The organism is Herbidospora galbida (assembly GCF_005233835.1).
GTDB lineage: Bacteria > Actinomycetota > Actinomycetes > Streptosporangiales > Streptosporangiaceae > Herbidospora > Herbidospora galbida.
This window is the reverse complement of sequence record NZ_SZQA01000020.1, coordinates 114576-139202: the sequence shown is the minus strand read 5'-3', so window position 1 is coordinate 139202 and position 24627 is coordinate 114576. Positions and strand designations below refer to the sequence as shown.

The window sequence follows — 24627 nt, the reverse complement described above, 5'->3', positions numbered from 1 at the left end:
TCCCCGATGAGCGCAACGGCCCCATCAGCATTGCTGCGCGTGTCCGGTCTGCATAAATCCTATTCCCGCCTGCCGGTGTTGAACGACGTCGGCTTCTCGCTCCGGGCCGGTGAGGCCGTGGCGGTCGTCGGGGCCAACGGGTCGGGCAAGACGACCCTGCTGCGCTGCGTCGCCGGGGTCGAGGAGGCCGACGAGGGGCTGGTCGAGTTCGACGGGGTCCCCCTGCGCGAGTCCGACCCGGCCGTGCGGGCGGCGATGGCCTGCCTGCTCGACGACGTCGACTACTTCCCCGACATGTCGGTCGTCGACCACCTGACCCTCTACGCCTGGGCCCACGGCGCCGACGACCCCGACGGCCTGGTGGCGGCCACCCTGCGCGACCTCGACCTCGAAGGGGCCGCCGACCAGCTCCCGATCACCCTGTCCAGCGGCCAGCGCCACCGGCTCGGGCTGGCGTCCTGTCTGGTCAGGCCGCGCCGGCTGCTGCTGCTCGACGAACCCGAGCAGCGGCTCGACGTGACGGGCCGCGCCTGGCTGGCCGACCAGCTCCAGAAGGAGAAGGCCGCCGGGGTGGCCGTGCTGTTCACCTCCCACGACCGTGCGCTGATCGACGCGGCGGCCGACCGGACGATCGAGGTGGCCGGATGACGGTCATCGGGGTCCGGGCCCTGCCCAAGGCCGCCGAACTCCGCAGCCGCCGGCGGGCCCGCCGGCCGCGCCGGCCTCTCGGCTTCCTGCTCTCGATGCTCGTCGAACGCCTCGTCTACCTGGGCATTCTCGGCGGGCTCGTGGTTGAGGTCACCGAGGCGGGGGTAGCGCGCATCGAGGGCGGCGGCGGCGTGCCCGACCTGGTGCGCACCTCGGTCACCCAGCTCACGGCGGCGGTCCTGGCCCTGGTGTGCATGGTGCTGCTGGCCAAGGCGCTGCTCGCGTTCGGCCCGCTCTACGCCGGGTCGCCGGCGCGGACGTGGCTGCTCAGCACCCCCGTCGACCGGGGGTCCCTGCTGCGCGGGCATCTGGCGGCGGCGGTGGCCGTGGGGGCCGTGGTGGGCGCGCTCACCGGGTTCGTCTTCCTCGCGGTGACCCGGTTGTCGGTGCCGGTCGTGGCGTGGGTGGTGTGCTGGGCGGCGGCCGGAGTGGTGCTCACCTGCCTGTGCGTGCTGGTCCAGGCGAGCGACCGGCCGGTCGCGGCCGTTCAGCGATGGCTGAGCGTGGCGGCCTACGGGCTGGTCGCGGTGGCCGTCGCGGTGCTGGCGCTGCGGCCGGGCCTGGCGCTGACCGGGCTGGAGTCGGCGGGCTCGGCGCCGTTCACCGTGGCCGCCGTGGTCGCGCTGACGGCGGCGGTGGCGGCGGCCACGTGGGCGCGGCGCAGCCTCGGCGCGATGACCCGGGGGAAGGTGTCGTCGGGGGCCGAACTGGCCACCGCGACGCACGTGTCGGTGCTGTCGCTCGACGTGACGATGTTCTGGTCGATCGTGCTCGAACGGCGGGCGCGGGCGGTGGCGCGGGTGCGTCCGGCGGCGATCAGCGGAAATCGATTCACCGCATTGGTGAAAAGCGATCTGGCGCGAATCCGGCGCATGCCGACGGGATTCTTTATGTGGGCGGCGCTGATTTCCGTTCCTTATGGCGCCTATGTCGTCGGGCTGGAGGCGTTTCTGCCCGCGCTGCACACGGTGACGGCATTCGCGGCCGTCGACAGATTGGCGGCCGGATTGCGGGTCATTTCGCGTTCTCCGTCGATCCGGCGGGCGCTGGGCGGCTCCGATCTGATGCTGACGCTCGCGTTCCTGACCGTCCCGGCCGCCGGGGCGGTGGTCTGGTCGGCCGTCACCTGGGCGCTGGTCCCCCCGCTGTCCCTCCTCACGGCGGCGGTGTCGGCGGCCGGCGGGCTGGCGGTGACCTACCGGGTGGCGACCCGGCCGCCGCTCGACTACTCCAGCCCGCTCGTGGACGTCGGGCTGTTCGGCCCGACGCCCCTGGGGCTGATCCTGCAGCTGGTGCGCGGTCCGGCGCTGCTGGCGGGGCTGGCCCTCCTGCAGACCGTGATCGCCGGGTGACTAGCAACAGGCGTACGAGCAGGAGAGCACCTCGGTGCAGGTGGTGAACGTCAGCAGCACGATCGGCACGCCGCCGGCGCGTTTGCGCATGTTCTGGGCGAGCAGCACGAGCCGCTGGCGTTCGGTGGAGTAGCCGCCGACCTCGCCGTTGAAGAACGACATCATGCGGTCGACGGTCTTCTCCAGGTCGGCCTCCTCGCCCTTGACGAAGGCCGCGCCGGAGCCGACGAAGTCGTCGATGCCGGGCACCGTCGCCCACGACCGTTGGAGCTCCTCGAGCAGGGCGGTCACGTCGTACTGCGGCCTGGGCGGCTCAGCGTCCACGGGGGGCCTCCTCGGGTGAAGACGGGCGGGGCAGGTGCAGCGGTGAGACGATCGCGGGGTCGTCGCGGCGGAGGGCGGCCAGCGCGACCCCGGCGGCGCCGAGCATGAGGCCGTACCCCCGGGGCCAGGCCAGGTCGTCGTGGTGGGCGGCCAGGGCGCGGCGGGTCATCTCGCGGGCGAGGTCGGCGTCGCCGTCCTCGGCGTGGTCGGCGGGGGCCAGGGAGAGGATCTCGGCGATGCCGGCCGATCCGTGGCACAGGCACATGTCGTAGACGAGCGCGGGATGGGTGGCGGCGGCCCGGCGGGCGGCCGCGAAGCCGATCCGCGCCTCGTGCGGGGCCAGCCGGCCTCGGGTCAGGGCGATGCCGGGTGCGCCGTAGCACCAGTCGTACCGGTTGAGATCGGGTTCCAGGGTCAGGTCGCCGTCGGGGCCGCGCTCGTGGGCGGTGCGGGCGTCGCGCCAGTTCCCGTCGTGGAACCAGGTCCGTTCGTAGGCGACGGCCCGTCCGGCCGCCGCCAGGAAGGCGGGCTCGCCGGTCGCCTCGGCGAGTTCGGCCAGGGCGAGCGCGCACCCGGCCGCCCCGTGGGCGTAGCCGACGAAGCCGGGGGTCCACGACAGGGTGCCGCCGGTGTCCTCGCCCTGGCCGATCAGCGTCGTGCCCAGGTCGGCGGCCAGGCGCAGGCCGGTCGGGTTGCCGAGGTCGTGGGCGGCCAGGACGGCCAGCAGCGCGCCGGCCGTCCCGTCGATCACGTCGGCGGGGCCCTCGCCGGTCAGCGCGTCGCGGGCGGCGGCGTCCACCAGGGCGAAGCCGCGTTCGACCAGTTCGGCGTCGCCGAGGGCGCGTCCGGCCAGAGCCGCGGCGAGGCCGGCGCCCGAGCGGCCGCTGTAGAGGCCGGGGCCGGGCAGGTCGGGGGCGGTCGCCAGCGCGTGCCGGGCCGCCTTCCTCGCCAGGCCGGTGAAGGCGGGGTCGGCGAGCTGGGCCAGGAACAGGGCCATCCCGGCGGTGCCGTCGTAGACGTCGGCGCCCATCGGGACCCATCCGGCCCGGCCGCCGATGTCGGGGTGGGGTTTGAGCCAGGTGCAGCGATCGCCGTGGACCAGCGCATCGGCGGCCATCCGCCGGGCCAGCCGTTCGGCCTCGCCGGTCAGGCCACCGGGGACGACCGGGGCGGGCGCGGGGGTCGCGCCGGTGAGGCCGTCGAGGAGCCGGGCCACCTCGGGGGTCGCGTGGGGGGTGGCGAGGGAGCGTCCGGCCTTCTCGAACGCCTCGGCGACGTAGGCCAGCTGGAGGTCGCGGTCGGCGCTGCCCTCGGCGTGGGCGCGCATGAGGCCCTCGGCGATGCGCTCGCACACGAACATGCCGTAGCTCTCGCCGCCGCCGGGGTCCTCGGCGACGCCGAGCCCGAGCCCGGCCCTGCGGGTCAGCGCCGGGACGTACGGGCGCATCATCGGCAGCGACCGCCGGTGAAGGTCGCGCAGGGCGGGCCACACGCGGGCGAGGTCGTCGTGGCCGATGTAGAGCACGGCGCTGTCGGCCCGTTCGGGCCAGTCGGCGTCGGCGTGCACGACCTTGAAGTGGTAGGCCAGGTCGCCGACCACGCGGGTGAGGGGTTCGATGAGGCCGACCGCGCCCGCGGCCGCCATGTTCCAGTAGAGGCGCACCAGCCGCTGGCCGTCGGCGGCGGGCTGCCCGTGGGGGCTGCGGAAGAGCACGAACCCCGGCGACTTGGTCACCGAGACGCCGGGGATGTGCACCTCGACGTGCTCGGCCGGGCCGGGGAGGCTCAGCCTGACCCGGACCCCCTCCAGGTCGATCAGCGGTTCGGCGCCGGTCGTGACCAGGGGCAGCCGTCTGGACGTGGGGGCGACGTGGGCTCCGGCGTACACGGCGGCGTTGACGAACCGGGCCGACCGGGTCGAGGGGAGGCCCTCCATGATGGACTCGCGGAAGGCGGCCACCTCGCGGCGCGGCCGGCCGAACAGGTAGCAGCCCCGGTAGAGCAGGCGGCTGACGAAGGAGCCCGCCGCCTCCCGCATCATGGCGTCGTCGGGCAGGGGCCGGATCGTGTCGACGACCTCGCCGAACCAGGCCAGGTCGTAGGTCGCGGAGACGGTCGCCGCGGCCAGGGCGGCGGCGACGATCTCCCGGTTGTCATCGGTCGCCATCGTCGATCGCCAATCCGAAGAAGGTCCGGGCGGCGACGCCGGGGGTGGTGTGGAAGTTCGCCGCCATCTGCAGGAGCTGCCGGGAGGTCGCCAGCGGCACGCTGCGCTGGTGGGTCTGCTCGACGGCGAACTGCACCAGCCGCGCGCCGCACCAGCGCATGAGGTCGTCCAGGCCGGCCTTGGCGAGGTCGAGTTCGCCCGCGTAGGTGACGACGTAGCTGCCGAGGAAGGCGTGCGCGAACTCGCGGATCTCGCGCAGCCCGTCGACCGCCGCCGCGTTCGCGGTGGCCTGCGCCTCCATGGGCACCCACGCGTCGGGGTCGGTGAGCCACCACACGATGCGTTCGGTGAGCAGGCCGGCGATGTCCCAGCGGCGGTCGCAGGGGCCGCCCATCTCCCAGTCGATGAAGACGGGCTCGCCCGTGGGCCGGAGGAGGATGTTGTCGCCGCGCAGGTCGCCGTGGCCCATCGCGTCGGCGCGCCACTGGCCGTGTACGCCGTCCAGCAGCGCCGACAGCGCCGGGTTGGACTGGACGGTCCGCACCACCTCCAGCGAGGCGGGGCTGTGGAACTCGATGGAGTCGAGCGTGGGGTGGCCGCAGCGGAGGATGGGCGGGGCGTCCTGCGCCGGAAGGCCGCCGTCGTCGGCGACGGTGTGCAGCCGGGCCAGCGCCGCGCCGATCCCGACCGCCGTGATCGGCCGCCTGGCCGGGTCGGCGATGTGGGCGTCGCGGGGCGCCTGCCCGTCGACGAACTCGGTCACCAGCAGGCCGGCGTGGTCGTCGAAGGCGGAGAAACGCGGCAGGTAGGGCGCGAAGGAGGAGCCGCGCAGCACGCGGTAGACCTCCGCCTCGCGGTCGAGCGTCTCCTGTGTCTCGGCCGAGGTGCCCTGCTTGACCACCCAGCCGGCCTCCGCCAGCCGGACGATCAGGCAGCGGCAGCGGCGTGACTCGTCCACGACCGTCAGCCGGGGGTCGAGCATCTGTTCCGGGCTCAGCAGGCCGTGCCCGGCGAGGGCGCGGACGGCCGTCACCTCGTCGAGGACGGGACGGCCGGCGGTGAAGACCGACTTCTCGGCGGTGAGCCGATCGGCCCGGACGACGACGTCGGCAGGGTCGGCGTTCAAAGGATCTCCGATCGGTCAGCAGCATCCCATCGAGCAACTGAACGCGGCGGTGCAGCCCGCGATGCTCACCGTGATCGTGACGAATCCGCACCGCTCCTCGGCGGTCTGCGCGAGTTCGATGATGCGCTTGCGGTGTTCGGCGTTGCCGTAGCCGTCGCCGTGCAGGACCTTGGTCATCGCCTCGATCGCGTCGTCGAGCTCCAGGTCGCCTTTGATGAATCCCAGCGCGGCGGCCCGGTAATCGGCGGCGCCGTCGATGCTCTTCAGTTCGAGATTGATCTGCTCAAGAATGTCGTAGCCCTCGGGCACCGCATTTCCCTTAACGTTTTCGGGCAAGCTCGGGAATCCGCCCGGGAAATCCCAGGCGGATTCCGGCGTACCGATTACTGTTTGAGCATGTCATCTACGTTCACTCGCAGAATTGCGCCGCCGAAACGAAAGGGCGGTCTTTCTTCTGTGCGACTCGCGGCGCCGGGCCGAGGAGATGGGCCCGAGAACACGGTGGAAAGGCGGAACTCGCACAGGTGGAGCGGTGGAGCGGTCGGTCCGGACGGCTCAGCAGCAGAAACCGGAGCAGCTGAACGCGGCCGTGCAGGCGGTGAGGGTGGCGAGGACCGACGCCCAGCCGCACTTCGCCTCGATGGTCTGACCGAGCTGGATCATGCGCTCGCGGTCGGCCTCGTCACGGCAGATCTCGCCGCGCAGGAACGGGGCCATGGCCTCGAGCGCCTGCTCCATGTCGACGTCGCCCTTGAGGAATCCGTTGGTCGCGGCGCTGAACTCCGCGAATCCCGAAATTCCCATCAGGGCTTCGTTGACGTCCTTCATGACCTCCGGGTCGGCTGTCTTCTCCTCTACTGCGGGTAGTGTCGCTGTAACAGATGTCATACGTGACTCACCTTCCTATTAGGGGTGGGCTAGAGGCAGAAGACCACATCTGTCCAGAACATGTCAACGGAGAAGTAAGTCCGTTTCTGCCAGATTCTGTGTTATTAATAAAGAGTCGGGGGCCACGGAGAACACGAGATTACGGACGCACTTTTCGTCCGTCCCGGCCGCCCGGAATCATCGTTCCCGACTTGCCGAGGTCGCCGTGGACACGCCCAACCTGACCAGGGACCAGGCCCGCCTGCGGGCGGAGCGGATCAGCGTGGAGTCCTGCCACGTCGCGCTAGACCTGACCGGCGACGACGGCTTCACCTCGGTCACCACGGTCCGCTTCAGCTGCCTGCGGCCCGGCGAGGCGTCGTGGATCGACCTGGTGGCCCTGTCGGCCGACGAGGCGATTCTCAACGGACACCCGCTCGACCTGACCCGGTACGACCCGGCCGAGGGCATCGTGCTGCCGGAGCCGGCCGCGCGCAACGAGCTGACCGTGCGGGCGCGCTGCGCCTACGGCGATTCCGGCCGGGGCCTGCACCGCTTCACCGACCCCGCCGACGGCGCGGTCTACCTGTACACCCACTTCCAGCCGGCCGACGCCAAACGGGTCTTCGCCTGCTTCGACCAGCCCGACCTCAAGGCTCCGTACACGCTGACCGTGACCGCGCCCGCCGCGTGGACGGTCCGTGGCAACGCCCCCGTGCGGCACGTCGAGCCGATCGGCGACGGCACGCGACGCCACCACTTCGACCCGACCCCGCCGCTGCCCGCCTACCTGGTGGCGGTCGTGGCGGGGCCGTGGGCGGAATGGCGCGCCGACGACGACGGCGAGATCCCGCTGGCCCTCTACTGCCGGGCCTCCCTGGCCCCCCACATGGACGCGGAGCGGCTGTTCGCCCAGACGCGGCGGGGCCTGGCCTACTACCGCGACGCCTTCGGCGTCCCCTACCCCTTCGCCAAGTACGACCAGTGCTTCGTCCCGGAGTTCACCGCCGGGGCCATGGAGAACGCCGCCTGCGTCACCTACCAGGAGGACATGCTCTTCCAGGGCCACGTCACCGCCCACGACCTGCGGGCCCGCGAGGAGACCGTGCTCCACGAGATGGCCCACATGTGGTTCGGCGACCTCGTGACCATGAAGTGGTGGGACGACCTGTGGCTGAACGAGGCGTTCGCCACGTACATGAGCGTGCTGGCCCAGGCGGAGGCGGCCGGGCACGCGCACGCCTGGACCACCTTCGCCAACATCCAGAAGGCGTGGGCCTACCAGCAGGACCAGATGCCCACCACGCATCCGGTCGTGGCCGACGTGCCCGACGTCGAGACGGCGGGCGTCCACTTCGACGGCATCACCTACGCCAAGGGGGCTGCCCTCCTGCGGCAACTCGCCGCCCACGTCGGCAGAGACGACTTCTTCACCGGGCTGCGCGGCTACTTCGCCGCCCACGCCTGGGGCAACGCCACGCTGCGCGACCTGCTGGCGGCGCTGGAGAAGGCGTCCGGACGCGACCTGTCCCGCTGGAGCGGGCAGTGGCTCGAGACCACCGGCCTGGCCACGCTGCGCCCGGTCTGGTCGGCCGGCGGCGACGGGCGGTTCACCGCGTTCGCCGTCGAGCAGTCGGCCGACCTGCTCCGCGACCACCGCGTCGCCGTCGGGATCTACGACGACGACGGCCACGGGCGGCTGGTGCGGGTCCACCGGCAGGAGATCGACGTCAGCGGGGCCCGCACCGAGGTGCCCGAGCTGACCGGCCGCCCGCGCGGCGCTCTCGTGCTGGTCAACGACGACGACCTCGGCTACTGCAAGATCCGCCTCGACCCGGAATCCCGAGCCGCCCTCCTGCGCCGCATCGGCGACCTGGCCGATCCGCTGCCCCGGACGCTGGCCTGGTCGGCGGTCTGGGAGATGACGCGCGACGCCGAGTTCCGCGCCCGCGACTACGTGGCCCTCATCCATCGCGGGCTGGCCGCCGAGACCGACACCGGCGTGCTGCGGCGGCTGCTGCAGCAGGCGCACGCCGCCCTCGACACCTACGCCGACCCGGAATGGTCACCCGGCGGCTGGCGCGCGCACGCCACCTGGCTCATCGAGGAGGCGGCCGCCGCCGAGCCGGGCTCCGACCGCCACCACGTGCTGGTCAACGCCCTCCTGGTAGGCGTCCTGGACGAATCCCAGCTCGCGCACGTCCGCCACTGGCTGGCCGAACCCGTCGACCCGCTGACGCGCTGGCGGATCGTCCAGGCGCTGGTGGCCCACGGCGCGGCCGGAGACGCCGAGATCGACGCGGAACTGGCCCGGGGCCCGGCCTTCCTCGGTCCCTCGCAGGCCGAACGGGCCCGCGCGCTGCGCCCCGGCCACAAGGAGGAGGCATGGCGGCGGGCGATGCACGACGAGAGCCTGCCGGGCGCGACCGTCGAAGCGGTGATCGGCGGCTTCGGCCACCCGGCCCAGAAACCCCTGCTGCGGCCCTACGCCGCCCGCTACCTGGAGGAGATCACCGGAGTGTGGCGGCGACGGGGCGAACGCGCCTATGGTCCCGCGATGGTGCTGTTCCCCTCGTGGGCCGTCGACCAGCCGACGATCGACGCCGTCGGGGAGTGGCTCACCCGGACCGCCCCGCCACCGGCCCTGGCCAGGCTGGTGGGGGAGGGGCGGGCCCGGCTGGCACGGGCGCTGGCCGCCCGTGCCGTCGACCGTTCGTCATGACCCGCCGAGCCAGCGGCGCAGCGCCTCCTCCAGGCCCGCCGTGTCGCCGGGGGCCGTGCCGGCCCAGGCGACGTAGCCGTCAGGACGGACCAGCATCGGCGCGTCCGACTCCACGTGCGTCAGACGGCCGGCCCGCGACGCCCCGGCCCCGGCCAGGTGGTCGGGGCCGGTGAGGACCGCCCGCCCGGTCCGCAGCGCCTCGGCGATCCGTCCGCCGGGATCGGGCACGCTGCACCCGACCAGCGGATGGTCGCCGGGGAGGTCGTACTTCTGGAGCACCCCCGACAGCTTCTTCGCCATGTACGTCGCGCCGCCCGGAGTGGCCACGAGATCGCCGACGATGCGGCGCAGCGACTCGGTGAGCGGGTCGAGCCGCATCAGCGCGATCTGCGCCCGCGTCCAGTCGAGCACCCACGCCCCGACCGGATGCCGCTCCCGTGTGTAGCTGTCGAGCAGCCCGGCCGGCGCCCACCCGTGCACCGTGGCGGCGAGCTTCCAGCCGAGGTTCAGCGCGTCGCCCAGCCCGAGGTTGAGCCCCTGCCCGCCGAACGGCGAGTGGACGTGCGCGGCGTCGCCCGCGAGCACGACCCGGCCCCGGACGTAGGTGCTCGCCTGCCGCGCGTGGTCGGTGAACCGGGTCGCCGACCGCACCGAGGTGATCGTGACACCGGTCTTGGACACCCGCCGGACGCTGTCCTGCAACTCCTCGTGGGTGACCGGCGCGTGCCGGTCGGGCGGCGGGCCGTCCATCTCGACGGTGAGGATGCGGCCGGGCAGCGGCGTGTAGACGTAGATGCCGTTCTCGGTGCGGTTCCACCCGGGGGTCAGCACCTCCGGGTCGGCGAACTCCACCACGGCCTGGTGGCCCGTGATCTCCGGGTCGGTGCCGGGGAAGTCGAACCCCGCGCCCCGCCGGACCGCGCTGCGCCCTCCGTCGGCCCCCACCAGCCACCCGCACCGCCACCGCTCGCCGGAATCGAGCTCGACGTCGACCCCGTCGCCGTCGTCGGCGAACTTCACCATCTCGGCGCCCTGCCGCAGCTCGGCCCCCAGCTCGGCCGCCCGCCCGGCGAGGATGGCCTCCAGCGCCTGCTGGCTCACGGGCATCATGTCCCGCGACCACGCCGCGCCGAAGTCGGGGTCGCCGTAGTCGACCAGGGAGCGCGGGACGGTGATCCCGGCGAAGTGCCCCGCGATGTCGGACGAGACGGGCACCCGGGCCAGGTCGGCCCGCCGGGGGAGGGCGGCGAGCAGCTCCCGCGCCTGCCGCCCCTGAGCCTCGAGCAGCGCGGGCAGCAGGCCCCGCCGCTGGAAGGCCTCGACCGAGGGGATGTGCAGCCCGATCGCCTTGATCGTCGGATCGACGTCGGTCCGCCGCTCGACCACCGCCACCCGCACCCCGGCCAGCGCCAGTTCGCACGCGGTCATCAGCCCCACGGGCCCGCCGCCGACCACCACGACGTCGTGGTCCACCGGCTCAGCCATGGAGTTCCAGCACGATCCGGGTGCCCGCCTGCTCGACGGCCGCCACCTTCAGCCCGGCCTCGGCCGCCAGCGCGGCGATGTCGTCGGGGGAGCGGTCGGGGTGGTGCATCACGGCCTCGAACCACAGGGTCATCCCGGTGTCGACGTGGCGCAGCCGCTCGGTCAGGCTCACCTCCGAGACGAGGATCCGGCCGGTGTCGCCCGCGGCGAGCGCGCAGTTGCGCAGCAGCCGGACCGCCGCGTCGTCGTCCCAGTCGGCCAGCACCGCCGACAGGACGTACACGTCGGCGCCCGGCGGGAGGGGCTCGAAGAAGTCCTGCCCGAGGGCGGCGGCCCGGCCGTCCAGCCCGGCCGCCGCGAACCGCTGCGCGGCGGCCCCGGCGAAGCTCGGCAGGTCGATCAGGGTGGCCGACAGCTCCGGATATCTGGTGAGCAGGGCCTCGACCAGGGCGCCGGTGTTCCCGCCGACGTCCACGACCGTGCGGGCCCGCGCGAGGACGGGGTGGGCGAGCAGGACGTCGATGTCGAACCCGGCCGGCACCGCGAGCTGGGCCTTCAGCGCGTCGGGGGTGCCCTGCGCGCCGTCGACGTGGCTCCACAGGTCGGTGCCGTACATGCCGTGGTAGACCGACTGGCCGGTGCGCACCTTGTGCAGCAGGTGGACGGCCGACAGCTCGGTCCGGCCCAGCACCGTGTCGAGGTCCAACTGGTCGAACGGGCCCATCGGCGCGTCGCCCCGCCGCAGCAGCCGGCCGAGGTCGGTGAGGCCGTACCGCCCCTCGCCGGCGCGCAGGAGGCCGAGGTGGACGAGGTGGTCGAGCAGCTTGCGGAGCGGACGCGGGGCCGTGCCGGTGCGGGCGGCGAGGTCGTCGGCGGTGAGGTCGCCCGCGTCCAGGTGGTCGGCGAGCCGTAGGGTGACGGCGGTCCGGACGCTCATCGGGGTGACCAGGTCGGCGAGGGCCATGATCCTGGCGTGACCGGCGAAATCAGGGGTCAATCGAGCCTCCCGTACTGTCAGTGGTACGCGATGCTTTCTGACCCGAGACGATATCAGCCGATAAATCCCGGAGTAAGGATCGTCATTCCGGTTCGTCGGCCGCGGGCACCCAGGCGAAACGGATCTCCCGCGTGGCCGTGTCGGCGCGCAGCAGGCGGGCGGAGATCCGGTGCCCGAGCGGCAGGTCGGCGCCGTCGCAGCGGGCGATCACGGCCGGCTCGGCGAGCTGGATCTGGCCGCCCTTGCCGTTCTCGGCGACGTCGACGACGACCGCCTCGAAGGTCTCCCCGATCCGGTCGCGCAGCAGGAACGCCTCCACCAGGTCGACGCAGGCCCGGTCGACGCCCGAGGAGCGCCGGGTGGCCACGGCCATCTCGCGGGGGAGGGTCGCCAGCGCCTCGCTGATGTCGTCGGGGACCGGTTCGCCGCTCGCCACGGCCAGGCAGACCTCGGTGGCGTAGCGGTCGACCAGGCGACGCAGGGGAGCGGTCACGTGGGCGTAGGGCGCCGCGACCGCGGCGTGCAGCGCGTCGGGCGGCGGCTCGCCGTCGAAGGCCACGTAGGCGGCGCCGCGCAGCAGGACCGTCGACTCGTGCAGGAACGCGGCGTGGCCGGGGATCTTGGGGTCGAGGCCGTGGACGACCTCGCCGTACCCGGCCCCCTCGGGCCAGGGCACGCCCAGCGCCAGCGCCATCCGCCGCACCTTGCCGACGTCGGCCGGCCCGGCGGCGGGCAGCACGCGCAGCACGCCCACCTCGGCGTCGAGCATCATCTGGGCCGCGCACATCCCGGTCAGCAGGGAGATCTGCGCGTTCCACTCCTCGCACGGCTGCGGCGAGCGGAACTCCACCCGATAGCCGTCGCCCGACCGCACGACCTCCTGGTCGGGGGTCGGCAGCGTCACCCCGCCGCGGGCCCGCTCGATCTCCATGCGCAGCGGCCCGATCTCGGCGAGCAGCCGCAGGGTCCCGTCGGCGCGGCCGGTGTCGACGAGGGTCTGCACGTAGTCGTAGTCGAGCCGTTCCCGGCTGCGCACCAGCGCCGGCTGGACGTCGAACCCGACGACCTGGCCCTCGGCGTCGAGGTCGATGCACCACAGGGCGACCGGGCGGATCTCGCCGGGCAGCAGGCTCGCCGCGCCCTCCGACAGCACCGGCGGGTGGAGGGGCACCTGCCCGTCGGGCAGGTAGACGGTCTCGCCCCGCCGCCGGGCCTCGGCGTCGATCGCACTGCCGGGGCGGACGAAGGCGCCGACGTCGGCGATGGCGTACCAGACGCGGTAGCCGCCCTGGCGCTCCTCCAGGCACAGGGCCTGGTCGAGGTCCATCGAGCCGGGCGGGTCGATGGTCAGGAACGGCAGGTCGGTACGGTCGTCGCCGACGAAACGCCGTGAGGCGGTGGCCGTGGCCTCGTCGAGGACCGCCGGGGGGAACTCGTCGGGCAGGTCGAACTCCCGGCGGACCCGGTCGAATCCCTCGCTCAGCCGCGGCGTCCCGGCCTCGGGTATCCGGATTTTTCGGTGTGGCACGCCCATCAACGTAGCGGCTCAGCTCTTTCCGAGCACCGCGAGCAGCCGGTTCAGCGGGCTGTCGAGGCCGTAGCGGTCGGCCAGCGCGATGAGCGCCTCGGCGTCGTGGGGCTTGGCCGGCACCTCGAACGACCCCGAGGGGATCGGCACGTCGTGGGCGACCCGCACCACGGCGGGCGCGACCGCCAGGTAGTCGCGGGCCGCCTCCAGCTTGTTGCGCGCCCCCGCCGGGAAGCCCTCGTCGCCGACGGCGGCGAGCAGCGCGTCGAGGGAGCCGAACCGCGTGATCAGCGAGGCCGCCGTCTTCTCGCCGATCCCGGCCACGCCGGGCAGGCCGTCGGAGGGGTCGCCCCGCAGCGTCGCGAAGTCGGCGTAGGCCCGGCCGGGGATGCCGTATTTGGCGGTGACCCACGCCTCGTCGACCGTCTGCAGGTTCCGAATCCCCCTTACCGTGTAAAGGACCCGGCGCCGTTTCTCGTCGTCGACGAGCTGGAACAGATCCCGGTCGCCGGTGACGATCTCGACCGGCTGTGAAGAGGTGACGGTGAGGGTGCCGATGACGTCGTCGGCCTCGTACCCCTCGACGCCGAACGACGCGATGCCCACGGCGGCGAGGACCTGTTCGATGACCGGCACCTGCGGGGCCAGCGTGTCGGGGATCTCCTCCTCGTCGCCGGAGGCCACCCGATGGGCCTTGTACGACGGGATCGCCGCCACCCGGAAGGCGGGCCGCCAGTCGGCGTCCATGGCCGCGACCAGATGGGTGGGCCTGTGGGCCTTCACCAGCGTGGCGATCATGTCGATCAGGCCCCGGACGGCGTTGACGGGCATGCCGTCAGGGGCGGTCATCGACTCCGGGATGCCGTAGAAGGCGCGGAAGTAGAGCGACGGGGTGTCGAGAAGCATCAGCACCCGTCTATGCTCCCAGCACCCCCACCGCCAGCAGGCACGTGTCGTCGCGCGGGTTGGGCCCGCCGACGGTCTTCAGCATCGCGTCGACCCCGTCGGGCAGGTCGGCCACGGTCAGCGACCCGGCCGCCGCGAGCACCTGGGCCTGGCCCTCGTCGATGTCGCGGTCGCGCCGCTCGATCAGCCCGTCGGTGAACATCACCAGCACGTCGCCGGGCCGCAGCTGCACCTTGGCCACGCCGTAGGCGGGCTTGCGGGTGGCGCCCAGCAGCACGCCGGGCGGGGCGACCATCGGCCGCGCGATGCCGCCGCGCACCAGCACCGGCACCGGGTGGCCCGCGCCGGCCCAGGTGAACCGCAGCGTCGTGGGGTCGAACAGGCCGACCACGGCGGTGGCGGTGGTGTCGTCGAGGCGGGTCATCGTGAGCGTGTTGAGCCAGCCGAGCATCGCGCCCGGACCCTGGCCGGTCATCGCCAGGGCGGCCAGGCCGTGGCGGAGCTGGGCCATGTGGGCGATCGCGGGGACGCCGTGGCCGGACACGTCGCCGACGGCGAGCAGGATCCGCCCGTCGGGCAGTTTGCTGGCCTCCCACCAGTCGCCGCCGAGCACGTTGAGCAGCTGCTCGGGCTCGCCCGCGATCTGCCGGTGGTGGCTGCCGATCGGGCGCTCCTCCATCGGCACGCAGCGCACGGCGACCCGGGCGCTGGGCAGGACCAGGTCGGCGCCGGGATCGGGCATGATCGCGTCGCGCAGCAGGTAGGTGAGCTGCTGTTGTTCCGCGAGCCGCGCCTCGGTGCGGTCGAGCCGCTCTCTCATCGAGGCGACCATGTCGGCCGCCGTGTGGGCCCCGGCCAGGGACGGTTCCTCGATGGAGGGGTGGGGCGGCTGCTCGCCACCGGCGGTGCCGGTCATGGTGAGGCTCGCTCTCGGGAAACGCATGGTCCAAACAGGGTGAGAAGTGACGGATGGGGGACGAGCCGTAAACGGCCCTGTGCGGAGCGTAGCATCGGTCGAGACAGGTCGCCGGGTTTTTCGCCGATCCACGCCACTTCTAGTATGACGCTGTGACATCGGAGTCCCTTGACGTGTTTTCGGCCGACCGCCTCGACCTGGTGCGATCGGCGACCGCGGCCTCCGGGGCCGGCGCCCTGCTGCTGACCCCCGGCCCCGATCTTCGCTATGTGTCCGGTTACGACGCCCACGCGCTCGAACGGCTGACCTGTCTGGTCGTGCCGGGCGACGGCGGCGACCCCTTCATGATGGTGCCGCGCCTCGAACTGCCCGCCGCGCAGGCCTCGCCGGCCGGCCGCCTGGGCGTGGAGTTCGTGCCGTGGGACGAGACCGACGACCCCTACGCGGTCGTCGCCCACCGGCTGGGCGAGGTCGGGAGCGTCGCCCTGGCCGACCGCATGTGGGCGATGCAGTCGCTGCGGTTCCGCGACGCGCTGCCGGGGGCCGAGCAGCGGCTCGCCTCCTCGGTGCTGCGCGACCTGCGGATGCGCAAGTCGGCCGCCGAGGCTGCGGCGCTGGCCGAGGCCGGGGCGGCCATCGACGCCGTCCACGCGCTGGTGCCCTCGCTGCTGAAGGCGGGCCGGACCGAGCGCGAGGTCGGCCGCGACATCGCCGACGCGATCCTGAGCGCGGGCCACGTCACGATCGACTTCGTCATCGTCGCCTCGGGCCCCAACGGCGCCTCGCCCCACCACGACGTGTCCGACCGGGTGATCCGGGCCGGCGAGCCGGTGGTGGTCGACATCGGCGGCACGATGGCCAGCGGCTACTGCTCCGACTCCACCCGCAACTACTGCGTGGGCGAGCCCCCGGCCGACTACGCGCGCTACTTCGAGGTGCTGCGCGCGGCGCAGGACGCCGCCTGCGAGGCCGTCCGTCCCGGGGTGACCTGCGAGTCGATCGACGCGGCGGCCCGCGAGGTGATCGCGGCGGCCGGTTACGGCGAGCTGTTCGTGCACCGGACCGGCCACGGGATCGGGCTGGAGTCGCACGAAGACCCCTACATCGTGGCGGGCAACGACGAGCTGCTGGTCCCCGGCATGGCGTTCTCGGTGGAGCCGGGCATCTACCTGCCCGGCGAGCACGGCGCCCGCATCGAGGACATCGTCGTCTGCACCGAAGAGGGGGTTTCCCGGCTCAACAACACGACCCGGGATCTGGTGATCGTCTGATTGCCGTACCGTGTGCGAAATGGAGGAGATCGACAGGCGGATCGTCGCGCTGCTGGCGGCCGACGGGCGGATGAGTTTCACCGATCTGGCCAAGGAGACCGGGCTCTCGGTGTCGGCCGTCCACCAACGGGTGCGGCGGCTGGAGAAACGCGGCGTGATCAAGGGATACGCCGCGCTGGTCGACTTCGACGAGGTCGGGCTGCCGCTGACCGCCTTCGTGTCGATCAAGCCGATCGATCCCGCCGCCGCCGACGACGCCCCCGACCGGCTGCGCCATCTGGCCGCCATCGAGTCGTGCCACAGCGTGGCCGGTGACGAGAGCTACATCCTCAAGGTCCGGGTCGGCTCGCCGCGCGACCTCGAAGAGCTGCTCAACCAGATCCGGGCCGCCGCCAACGTGTCGACCCGGACCACGGTCGTGCTCTCCACCCCGTTCGACTACCGGCCTCCCGCCGTTTAGAAGGCCGCCCTGACCCGGTCGTAGGCCTCGGGGGTCGCGCCGAGGGCGTCCAGGCCCTTGAAGGCGGCGCCGACGATCGGGGGGACGTCGGCGACGACGAGTTTCGCGTGCGGGGCCTGGGCGGCGTACCGCTCCTCGACCAGCGCGGTCAGGAGCGGGTCGCGGGCGGTCAGCACGCCGCCGCCCAAGACCACCTCACACGGGACGTCGAGCAGCCCGATGCGGCGCATGGCGACCACGCCGAGCACGGCCACCTCGTCGGCCAGCCGGACCACCACCGAACGGGCGACCGGGTCGCCGCCGCGGGCGGTCTCCAGCAGCGGGGCCACCAGGTCGTGCAGGCGGTCGTAGGGGAGGTCGCCGAAGTGCAGGGCGATCACGACCTCCTCGACCGTCGCGGCGCCGAAGACCCGGCAGACCATGGCGGCCAGTTCGCTCGACGGCCCCCGGCCGTCCTCGGCGCGGGCCGCGTGCCACAGGGCCTCCTCGGCGATGCCTCCGCCGCCGCCCCAGTCGCCGGAGATCCGGCCGAGCGCGGGGAAGCGGGCCACCCGGCCGTCGGGGGCGACCGCCACCGCGTTGATCCCGGCGCCGCACACCACCGCCGCGCCCCACGGCCCGCTCGCGCCCGCTCTGAGCAGGGCGAAGGTGTCGTTGCCGACGACGATCTCCGGGGCGAAGCCGCGGCGGGCCATCTCGTCGCGGAGCCGGACCTCCTCGATGGGCAGGTCGGCTCCGGCGACGTAGGCGAAGACGTGGTCGGCATAGGGGGCGGGCCCGTCGAGGGCGCGCTCGATCACGTCGATCGCGGGGACGACGCCGCTGCTCTGCGGGGTGAACGGGCCGCCCCGCCAGGTGCCGAGCACGGCGCCGTCCTCGCCGATCAGGGCGATGTCGGTCTTGCTGTTGCCACCGTCGATCGCCAGGATGGTCCGCATCAAACGGCCCAGGGCAGGTGCGCGCGGTTGGCCGCGATCAGCCGGGCCGCCAGACCCGTCGCCAGGTCCGACTGGCCGATGAGCGGGTGGGCGAGCAGCGCGTCCCGCACGCGGCGTTCCCCGCCGTTCCGGGCCGCGTCCAAGGCCAGTTCCTCGTACGCCGACACGTTCGCGATCAGCCCCCGGTAGAGCGGCTCGACGGCGGGCACCGGCAGCGGCGCGGCGCCGGACGCGCCGATCACGGCGGGCACCTCGATGACGGCCTCCGGGGGCAGGAACGGCAGGGTGGCGCCGTTGCGGGCGTTCACCACCTGCACGTCGCCCCGGTCGCCGGCCAGCGAGGCGATCAGCGCGACCGCCGCCTCGGAGTAGTAGGCGCCGCCGCGCTTGGCCAGCAGTTCGGGCTTGGTGTCGCTGGCGGGGTCGGCGTAGACGTCGAGCAGGGTCTGCTCCATCGCGGCCACCTCGGCCGCCCGCGACGGCTTGACCCGCTGCTCCTCGACGACGTTGTCGTGCTCGTAGAAGTAGCGCAGGTAGTACGACGGCACGACGCCCAGGTCGCGCACGATCCACTCGGGCAGCCCGACCTCGGCCGCGATCGAGGCGGCGTGCTCCTCGAGGAGCGCGGGCAGCACCTCGCGCCCGTCGACGGTCACCGACCGCTCCCACGTCAGGTGATTGAGCCCGACGTGCCCGAGCCCGATCGACTGCCACGGCACGTCCAGGAGGGCGGCGAAGCGCCGCTGCATCCCGATGGCGACGTTGCACAGGCCGATGGCGCGGTGGCCCTCGTCGAGCAGGGCGCGGGTCACGATGCCGACCGGGTTGGTGAAGTCGACGATCCACGCGCCGGGCGCGCGGCGGCGGACCTCCTCGGCGATCTCCAGCACCACCGGAACGGTCCGCAGCGCCTTGGCCAGGCCACCGGCGCCGGTGGTCTCCTGGCCGACACAGCCGCACTCCAGCGGCAGCGTCTCGTCGACGTTGCGGGCCGCCTGGCCGCCCACGCGGAGCTGCAGCAGCACCGCGCCGGCCCCCTCGACGCCCGGCCCGACCTCCGCGTGCTCGGTCACCGCAGCGGGGTGTCCCGCGCGGGCCAGCATGCGGCGGGCCATCCCGGCGACCAGGGACAGCCGGTGGGCGTCCGGATCGACCAGGGCGATCTCACTCAGCGGCAGCTCCTCGCGCAGCCGCGCGAAGCCGTCGATCAGCTCTGGTGTGTACGTCGAGCCGCCCCCGACAACGGCGAGTTTCACTCATCCTCCTTGTAGTTTCGATCCGAAGACCTCGTCCCGGACCACGTCGAGCCCCAGGTGCAGCGCCCCGGCCAGCACCGGGTTGCCCTCGACGGCCGACAGCCGCAGCGGCGGCCTGGGCAGCGTGAGGGCGTGCAGTTCGCGTTCGGTCAGCGCCCGCAGCGTCTCGCCGCCGGCCAGCGGCATCCCGCCGGCCAGCACGATGACCTCGGGGTCGAGCACGGAGGTGATCGCGGCCAGCCCCATGGCCAGGCGCCGCGCGATCTCCCGCAGCCCCTCGGCGGCCTCCCCGGCCCGCTTGCCACCCTCCTCCGCGACCCGTACGGCACGCTCCACGGCCTCGGCCGCCGACGTTCCACGGATCCCGCGCGCCCGCAGCAGCCGCAGCACCGCCTGGCCGCCGGCCAGGGCCTGGAAGCCGTGGTCGACCCGCTTGCCGACGTCGCGCGCGGTCGGCGCGCCGACGGCCGGCATGTAGCCCACCTCGCCCGCGCCGCCGGTGGCCCCCCGGTGCAGCCGGTCGCCCAGCACGATCGCCGAGCCGATGCCCGAGTCGACCCACAGCAGCACGAAGTCGCGGTGCCCGCCGTGGGCGCGTTCGGCCAGCGCGACCAGGTTGACGTCGTTCTCCACGTCGACCGGCGTGCCGACGCCGCCCGACAGGGTCGGGACGAGGTCGGGGATGTGCCAGCCCGGGATGTGGGCGGCGTAGCCGAGACGGCCCGTGGACGGGTCGACCGCGCCCTGGATGCCGATCACCACGCGGTTGACCGGGTGGGGCCAGGCCTCGGCCAGGGCGGTGCGCACCTTCTCCACCACGTCGCCCCCGGCCCGGCCGGGCGTCGGGAACGTGGAGGCGCCGACGACGGCTCCGGTCAGGTCGGCCACGGCGACCTCGATCCGGTCGCGGGTCACGTCGAGGGCCGCGACGTGGGCGGCCCCGGCGTTGATGCGGTAGAGCTCGGCGGTCCGGCCCGGCAGGCCCTCACGGATGCCGTCGAGCACGACCAGACCGGCCTCCTGCAGGCGCAGCAGCAGCTGGGAGGCGGTCGGCTTGGACAGGCCCGTCAGGGCGCCCAGTTCGGGCCGGGTCAGCGGACCCCGGTCGAGGAGGACCCGCAGGGCCGCGCGGTCGTTGATGGCCCGCAGCAGGCTGGGGGTTCCTGGAGTCGGCTGGCTCACTTTGGAGAAAGTAAAGAAACCTTCCAAACGAGTCAAGGGGCCGACACCGCATCGTGACCGGCCGGCTCAGTGGTACGCGTAGAATCTATCGGCCTATGCCACAGTCATCCGCGCCCGAGCTGACCCGTGAACGCGACTACGTCGCCGGCCTCTACGACCGGCTCGACCAGTTGCGGGTGCGCACCCGCGCGCAGCTCGACGGCGTGCTCGCCCAGGGCGCGTTCGGCACCCACCAGAACCGGTCGGAACGCGACAACTTCGCCGTCATGTACTCCCAGCGCCTGGCCCGGCTGTGGGCCGTCGAGCGCGGGCTGTGCTTCGGCCGGCTCGACCTCGCGCCCGGCGCCGAGGAGACCCGCTTCTACATCGGCCGCATCGGGCTGACCGACGACGAGCAGCAGCGACTGCTGATCGACTGGCGGGCCCCGGTCGCCCAGCCGTTCTACCGCGCCACCCCGGCCGCGCCGATGGGCGTGACCCGCCGCCGCCACCTGCACATCAAGGGCCGCACCGTGGTGTCGGTCGACGACGACCTGCTCGACCTCGACAGCCTGACCGCCGACGACCGCGCCACCCTCAACGGCGAGGCCGCCCTGCTGGCCGCGCTCTCGGAGACCCGGACCGGCCGGATGCGCGACATCGTGGCCACCATCCAGGCCGAACAGGACCGCATCATCCGTGGCGACCTGTCGGGCGTGATGGTCGTCCAGGGCGGGCCCGGCACCGGCAAGACCGTGGTCGCGCTGCACCGGGCGGCCTACCTGCTCTACACGTACAGAGAGAGGCTCGAACGCCGGGGGGTGCTCATCGTCGGGCCGAACCTCACGTTCCTGCGCTACATCGAGCAGGTCCTGCCGTCGCTGGGCGAGACCGACGTGCTGCTGTCGACCGTGGGGGAGCTGTTCCCCGGGGTGACCGCCACGCGGCCCGAGCCCGCCGCGGCGGCGGCGCTCAAGGGCGGGCTGCGGATGGCCGACGTGCTGGCCCGCGCCATCGCCGACCGGCAGCGGATGCCGGCCAAGCCGGTCGACATCAAGCTCGACCGCTACACGCTGCGGCTCGACCGGCAGACCTTCGAGGCGGCCCGCAACCGGGCCGTCAAGTCGCGCCGCCCGCACAACCAGGCCCGCTCGGTGTTCGTGCGCCACCTGCTCAACACGCTGACCAAACAGGCCGCCCGCCACCTGGGCCGCGGCGTGCTGTCCGACGAGGACTTCGCCGACCTGCGCGAAGACCTGCGCACCGAGGAGCCGGTGAAGGCCGCGCTCAACCGGCTGTGGCCCTACCTCACCCCCCAGCAGCTTCTCCTGGGCCTGTTCACCTCGGCCGACCGCATGACCGCCGCCGGGCTCAACGCGGCCGAGGCGGCGCTGCTGCTGCGCGAGCCGCCGCGCAAGGGCGAGCGCTGGTGGAGCGAGGCCGACGTGCCGCTGCTCGACGAGGCCGCCGAACTGCTCGGCGACATCGACGAGGGCGTGCTGCGGGCCGCCCGCCGCGCCGAGGAGGAGCGCGAACAGCAGCTCGCCTACGCCCGCGAGGTCCTGGAGATGACCGGCCTGGCCGACATCATGGACGCCGAGCGCTTCGCCGAGCGGCAGCAGGAAGAAGAGGGATATCTCACAACGGCCGAGCGCGCCGCCCGCGACCGCACCTGGGCCTTCGGCCACGTGATCGTCGACGAGGCCCAGGAGCTGTCGGCGATGGCCTGGCGCACCCTGATGCGCCGCTGCCCCTCGCGGTCGATGACGATCGTCGGCGACATCGCCCAGACCGGTTCGGCGGCCGGCGCGCCCAGCTGGAAGAGCGTCCTCGACCCTTACGTCCAGGGCCGCTGGCGCGAGTCCCAGCTGACCGTCAACTACCGCACCCCGGCCGAGCTGATGGCCGTCGCGGCCGACGTGCTCACCCTCGTCGACCCCTCGCTGAAGGCCCCCGACTCCGTCCGCGAGAGCGGCGAGAAACCCACCTCGGTACGCACCGACGACCTGGTCACAGACCTGCCGGGGATCATCGAGCGGCAGAAGGTGGCCGACGGCAGGCTGGTCGTGATCGTCCCCGACGGCCTCGACGTCGGCATGCCCCGGATGACCGGTCCGGAGGCGCTCGACGCCGAGGTGGCGGTGCTGTCGGTGACCGAGGCCAAGGGCCTGGAGTTCGACGCGGTCGTGGTGGTCGAGCCGGCCAGGATCCTGGCCGAGTCGCCGCGCGGCGCGAGCGACCTTTACGTGGCCCTGACCAGGGCCACCCGGCGTCTTTGCGTCGTCCACACCGGACCGTTGCCCGAGGTGCTGGCGGGCCTCCGATAGCGGCCCTTGTACCAGCCTGTCCCACCTGCGAAAACTTGGCGTTCCCGCTGCTGGGGAGCTGGTTGACATCTGCGCTCAGGTCGGTAGTTTGCTGCGCAGTCCAGCACGGGACTGACCGGTTGGCCGTCCTCAGACATCGTCGGATTCCGCGTCCGTGACGGAGCGTCGCCCCACATTCGGGACGCTCCGTGGCTCAGCCAGGCGCGGCGCCGGCGCTTTTGTCGGGCCGGGGCACCACAGCCGGGTGGGGGGTTGGACCCGGGAGGGGTCCCGGCGCCCAGTAGACAACGGAACTCCGCGCCCGCCGCCGACGGGACGGAACCGGTCCGAAGGGCGCTCAGGGCTCCGAACCGTCTCGTGAGATGGGCCTGGGCACGTGGCACCCGTGCCCTGTGCGTAGCCGGATGGTCCTTGAGTTCTCCTGTGGCCACAGGAGAACTCAAGGACCATTGCTGTGAGTTCCCTGGGATGTTCCAGTGCCTGTTTTGGGGCCTGCCGTCCGGCGCGGTACCGTTCCGACCAGCCCTTCATTCGGTCTGGTCAAAGGAGACGCGTGCTCGCAACGGCGACCCCGCGGTCGACCGCCCCGGCGTTCGCCCCGCCCGTGTGGGCCCGCGCCGGTCTCGCCGTCGCCGGCGGCCTGCTGATCTTCCTGGCCTTCCCGCCGCTCGGCTGGTGGTTCTGCGCCCCCATCGGCGTGGCCCCCGTTGTTCTGTCGGTGTACGGCGTGCGCCCCCGCCGGGCCCTGTGGATCGGCTTCGTGGCCGGGCTGGCGTTCCTGCTCCCCGCCATGGCGTGGGTGCGCCCCATCGGTGACGACGCCTGGGTGGCCCTGGTCGTCATTGAGAGCGCTTTCTGGGCCGCCCAGGGCCTGCTGGTGTCCCTGGTGCTCCGGATGCGGCTGTGGCCCCTCTGGGCGGCGTGCCTGTGGGTGCTGCAGGAATGGGCCCGCAGCACGTTCCCGATGGGCGGCTTCCCGTGGGCCCGCCTGGTCTTCAGCCAGGGCACCGCGCCCTACCTGAAGTACGCCTCGCTGTTCGGCGCCCCTTTTGTAACTTTCACCGTCGCCCTGACCGGTTGCCTGCTGGCCTACCTGGCCGTTCACCTGTTCACCCGCGACTACCGCGAGCGCGTGGTCGCGCTGACGGCGGCCGGGGTGGTAGCCCTACCGGTGGTGGGGATGCTCGTCCCCCTCCACGGCGACGAGGGCAAGACGGTGAACATCGGGGTGATCCAGGGCAGTGTGCCCCGCAGCGACCAGCTGGGCTTCCACGGGGGCGAGCCGGCCGTCGTGCTGAAGAACCACGCCGAGGAGACCCACCGGCTGGCCGAGGCGGTCCGGGCGGGCCGGCAGCCCAAGCCCGACCTGGTGGTCTGGCCCGAGAACTCCACCGACATCGACCCGTTCCGCGACCCCGCCGCCTACGCGGTCATCGACGCGGCGGTGAAGGACGTCGGCGTGCCGGTCCTCGTGGGGGCCGTGGTGGCCATCGGCGACGACTCCCGGGCCACCCGCAGCATCGTGTGGGACCCGGTCACCGGGCCCGGCGCCTTCTACGACAAGCAGAAGCTGGTGCCGTTCGGGGAGTTCACGCCGTACAAGGACCTGGTCCTGTCGCTGTTCGAACGGGCCGCCCTGGTCGGCCGGCAGTCGATCCCCGGCACCAAGCCGGGCGACCTGAAGGCCGGCCCGGTCACCCTCGGCGCGATCAGCTGCTACGAGGTGGCCTTCGACACCGTCGTCAACGGCACCGTCCGCGCGGGCGGCTCGCCGCTGGTGGTGCAGACCAACAACGCGACCTACGAGCTGTCGAACCTGCCGCCGCAGCAGCTCGCCATGTCGCGGATCCGGGCGGTGGAGCACAACCGCGCGGTGATACCGGTCGCGACCACCGGAATCTCGGCCCACGTGGCCCCCGACGGGCGCATCCTGTGGGAGACGCCCGAACTGGTCGCGGCGAGCACCGTGGTGACCGCGCAGGTGCGCACGCGTGACACCGTGGCGACCCGGGTAGGTGTTCTGCCCGAGATCATTTTGATGGTGGCGGGATCGGGCGCGGCCGTCATCGCGGCGGTGGCCGCGCGGCGGAGCCGGCGGGACTTCGAAGGTCACTAG

General features: G+C 73.0%; 20 protein-coding genes. 7 read left to right on the top strand and 13 right to left on the bottom strand.

Annotated features, from left to right (window positions below):
* Positions 1 to 75: 75 nt before the first annotated feature.
* Positions 76 to 648: an ABC transporter ATP-binding protein gene (locus FDA94_RS21190; RefSeq protein WP_212735426.1), complete on the top strand. Its 573-nt coding sequence runs from the start codon at positions 76 to 78 to the stop codon at positions 646 to 648.
* Positions 645 to 2060: a DUF6297 family protein gene (locus FDA94_RS21185; protein WP_137248809.1), complete on the top strand. Its 1416-nt coding sequence runs from the start codon at positions 645 to 647 to the stop codon at positions 2058 to 2060. Before FDA94_RS21190 ends, FDA94_RS21185 begins: the two co-directional genes overlap by 4 nt.
* Here the strand turns inward: FDA94_RS21185 and FDA94_RS21180 are convergent, their stop codons facing one another.
* From FDA94_RS21180 to FDA94_RS21160, 5 genes are all read right to left on the bottom strand, one after another.
* Positions 2061 to 2384, bottom strand: a complete 324-nt coding sequence (locus FDA94_RS21180; protein WP_137248808.1) for a hypothetical protein — start codon at positions 2382 to 2384, stop codon at positions 2061 to 2063.
* On the bottom strand, positions 2374 to 4551 hold the full coding sequence (locus FDA94_RS21175; protein WP_137248807.1) for a lanthionine synthetase LanC family protein: 2178 nt from the start codon (positions 4549 to 4551) through the stop codon (positions 2374 to 2376). Before FDA94_RS21175 ends, FDA94_RS21180 begins: the two co-directional genes overlap by 11 nt.
* A complete protein-coding gene (locus FDA94_RS21170; protein WP_137248806.1) occupies positions 4538 to 5677 on the bottom strand; it encodes a phosphotransferase family protein in 1140 nt (379 codons plus the stop codon). Before FDA94_RS21170 ends, FDA94_RS21175 begins: the two co-directional genes overlap by 14 nt.
* A gap of 15 nt (positions 5678 to 5692) precedes the next feature.
* Positions 5693 to 5986 (bottom strand): hypothetical protein, encoded by a 294-nt coding sequence (locus tag FDA94_RS21165; RefSeq protein ID WP_137248805.1) that lies wholly within the window; start codon positions 5984 to 5986, stop codon positions 5693 to 5695.
* 246 nt (positions 5987 to 6232) lie between these two features.
* Positions 6233 to 6505, bottom strand: coding sequence for a hypothetical protein (locus FDA94_RS21160; protein WP_137248804.1), 273 nt, complete (start codon positions 6503 to 6505; stop codon positions 6233 to 6235).
* Between the two features lie 265 nt (positions 6506 to 6770).
* On the opposite strand from FDA94_RS21160, the gene pepN reads away from it, so the two are divergent.
* The gene (gene pepN / locus FDA94_RS21155) at positions 6771 to 9266 is read left to right on the top strand and encodes an aminopeptidase N (protein ID WP_137248803.1); all 2496 of its coding nucleotides are present in this window, start codon (positions 6771 to 6773) and stop codon (positions 9264 to 9266) included.
* Here pepN and FDA94_RS21150 read toward each other — a convergent pair.
* From FDA94_RS21150 to FDA94_RS21130, 5 genes are all read right to left on the bottom strand, one after another.
* Positions 9261 to 10751 (bottom strand): FAD-dependent oxidoreductase, encoded by a 1491-nt coding sequence (locus FDA94_RS21150; RefSeq protein ID WP_170991050.1) that lies wholly within the window; start codon positions 10749 to 10751, stop codon positions 9261 to 9263. The genes pepN and FDA94_RS21150 overlap by 6 nt on opposite strands.
* Positions 10744 to 11748, bottom strand: coding sequence for a methyltransferase (locus FDA94_RS21145; protein ID WP_137248802.1), 1005 nt, complete (start codon positions 11746 to 11748; stop codon positions 10744 to 10746). Before FDA94_RS21145 ends, FDA94_RS21150 begins: the two co-directional genes overlap by 8 nt.
* 82 nt (positions 11749 to 11830) lie before the next feature.
* Positions 11831 to 13282, bottom strand: a complete 1452-nt coding sequence (locus FDA94_RS21140) for an RNB domain-containing ribonuclease (RefSeq protein WP_137248801.1) — start codon at positions 13280 to 13282, stop codon at positions 11831 to 11833.
* A 12-nt stretch (positions 13283 to 13294) separates the two neighbouring features.
* Entirely contained in the window at positions 13295 to 14182 is an 888-nt protein-coding gene (locus FDA94_RS21135; protein WP_137248840.1) for a 5'-3' exonuclease, read from the bottom strand.
* Positions 14183 to 14192: 10 nt separating this feature from the next.
* Positions 14193 to 15125: a PP2C family protein-serine/threonine phosphatase gene (locus FDA94_RS21130; RefSeq protein ID WP_246060073.1), complete on the bottom strand. Its 933-nt coding sequence runs from the start codon at positions 15123 to 15125 to the stop codon at positions 14193 to 14195.
* A gap of 125 nt (positions 15126 to 15250) precedes the next feature.
* Between FDA94_RS21130 and FDA94_RS21125 the strand changes: the two genes are divergently transcribed.
* Positions 15251 to 16369 carry a M24 family metallopeptidase gene (locus FDA94_RS21125; protein WP_246060072.1) on the top strand — a complete coding sequence of 373 codons (1119 nt, stop codon included), beginning with the start codon at positions 15251 to 15253 and terminating at the stop codon, positions 16367 to 16369.
* Between the two features lie 19 nt (positions 16370 to 16388).
* Complete coding sequence (locus tag FDA94_RS21120) at positions 16389 to 16829, top strand: Lrp/AsnC family transcriptional regulator (RefSeq protein WP_137248799.1); 441 nt, start codon at positions 16389 to 16391, stop codon at positions 16827 to 16829.
* Here FDA94_RS21120 and FDA94_RS21115 read toward each other — a convergent pair.
* Genes FDA94_RS21115 through FDA94_RS21105 form a run of 3 tightly spaced genes read right to left on the bottom strand, consistent with a single transcriptional unit; the run spans position 16826 to position 20205 of the window.
* On the bottom strand, positions 16826 to 17767 hold the full coding sequence (locus FDA94_RS21115) for an N-acetylglucosamine kinase (RefSeq protein ID WP_170991048.1): 942 nt from the start codon (positions 17765 to 17767) through the stop codon (positions 16826 to 16828). The genes FDA94_RS21120 and FDA94_RS21115 overlap by 4 nt on opposite strands.
* Positions 17767 to 19023, bottom strand: a complete 1257-nt coding sequence (locus tag FDA94_RS21110) for a 6-phospho-beta-glucosidase (protein ID WP_137248798.1) — start codon at positions 19021 to 19023, stop codon at positions 17767 to 17769. Before FDA94_RS21110 ends, FDA94_RS21115 begins: the two co-directional genes overlap by 1 nt.
* On the bottom strand, positions 19024 to 20205 hold the full coding sequence (locus FDA94_RS21105) for an ROK family transcriptional regulator (RefSeq protein WP_137248797.1): 1182 nt from the start codon (positions 20203 to 20205) through the stop codon (positions 19024 to 19026).
* Between the two features lie 95 nt (positions 20206 to 20300).
* Between FDA94_RS21105 and FDA94_RS21100 the strand changes: the two genes are divergently transcribed.
* Complete coding sequence (locus FDA94_RS21100) at positions 20301 to 22511, top strand: HelD family protein (RefSeq protein ID WP_137248796.1); 2211 nt, start codon at positions 20301 to 20303, stop codon at positions 22509 to 22511.
* A gap of 553 nt (positions 22512 to 23064) precedes the next feature.
* Entirely contained in the window at positions 23065 to 24627 is a 1563-nt protein-coding gene (lnt, locus tag FDA94_RS21095) for an apolipoprotein N-acyltransferase (protein WP_137248795.1), read from the top strand.

What these genes read in the sequence shown, in the direction of transcription:
- FDA94_RS21175 (WP_137248807.1), bottom strand. Translation starts at nt 4,551, where the DNA reads ATGGCGACCGATGACAACCGGGAGATCGTCGCCGCCGCCCTGGCCGCG.
- FDA94_RS21120 (WP_137248799.1), top strand. Translation starts at nt 16,389, where the DNA reads ATGGAGGAGATCGACAGGCGGATCGTCGCGCTGCTGGCGGCCGACGGG.
- FDA94_RS21160 (WP_137248804.1), bottom strand. Translation starts at nt 6,505, where the DNA reads ATGAAGGACGTCAACGAAGCCCTGATGGGAATTTCGGGATTCGCGGAG.
- FDA94_RS21115 (WP_170991048.1), bottom strand. Translation starts at nt 17,767, where the DNA reads ATGCGGACCATCCTGGCGATCGACGGTGGCAACAGCAAGACCGACATC.
- FDA94_RS21185 (WP_137248809.1), top strand. Translation starts at nt 645, where the DNA reads ATGACGGTCATCGGGGTCCGGGCCCTGCCCAAGGCCGCCGAACTCCGC.
- FDA94_RS21130 (WP_246060073.1), bottom strand. Translation starts at nt 15,125, where the DNA reads ATGCGTTTCCCGAGAGCGAGCCTCACCATGACCGGCACCGCCGGTGGC.
- FDA94_RS21140 (WP_137248801.1), bottom strand. Translation starts at nt 13,282, where the DNA reads ATGGGCGTGCCACACCGAAAAATCCGGATACCCGAGGCCGGGACGCCG.
- FDA94_RS21150 (WP_170991050.1), bottom strand. Translation starts at nt 10,751, where the DNA reads ATGGCTGAGCCGGTGGACCACGACGTCGTGGTGGTCGGCGGCGGGCCC.
- FDA94_RS21100 (WP_137248796.1), top strand. Translation starts at nt 20,301, where the DNA reads ATGCCACAGTCATCCGCGCCCGAGCTGACCCGTGAACGCGACTACGTC.
- FDA94_RS21135 (WP_137248840.1), bottom strand. Translation starts at nt 14,182, where the DNA reads ATGCTTCTCGACACCCCGTCGCTCTACTTCCGCGCCTTCTACGGCATC.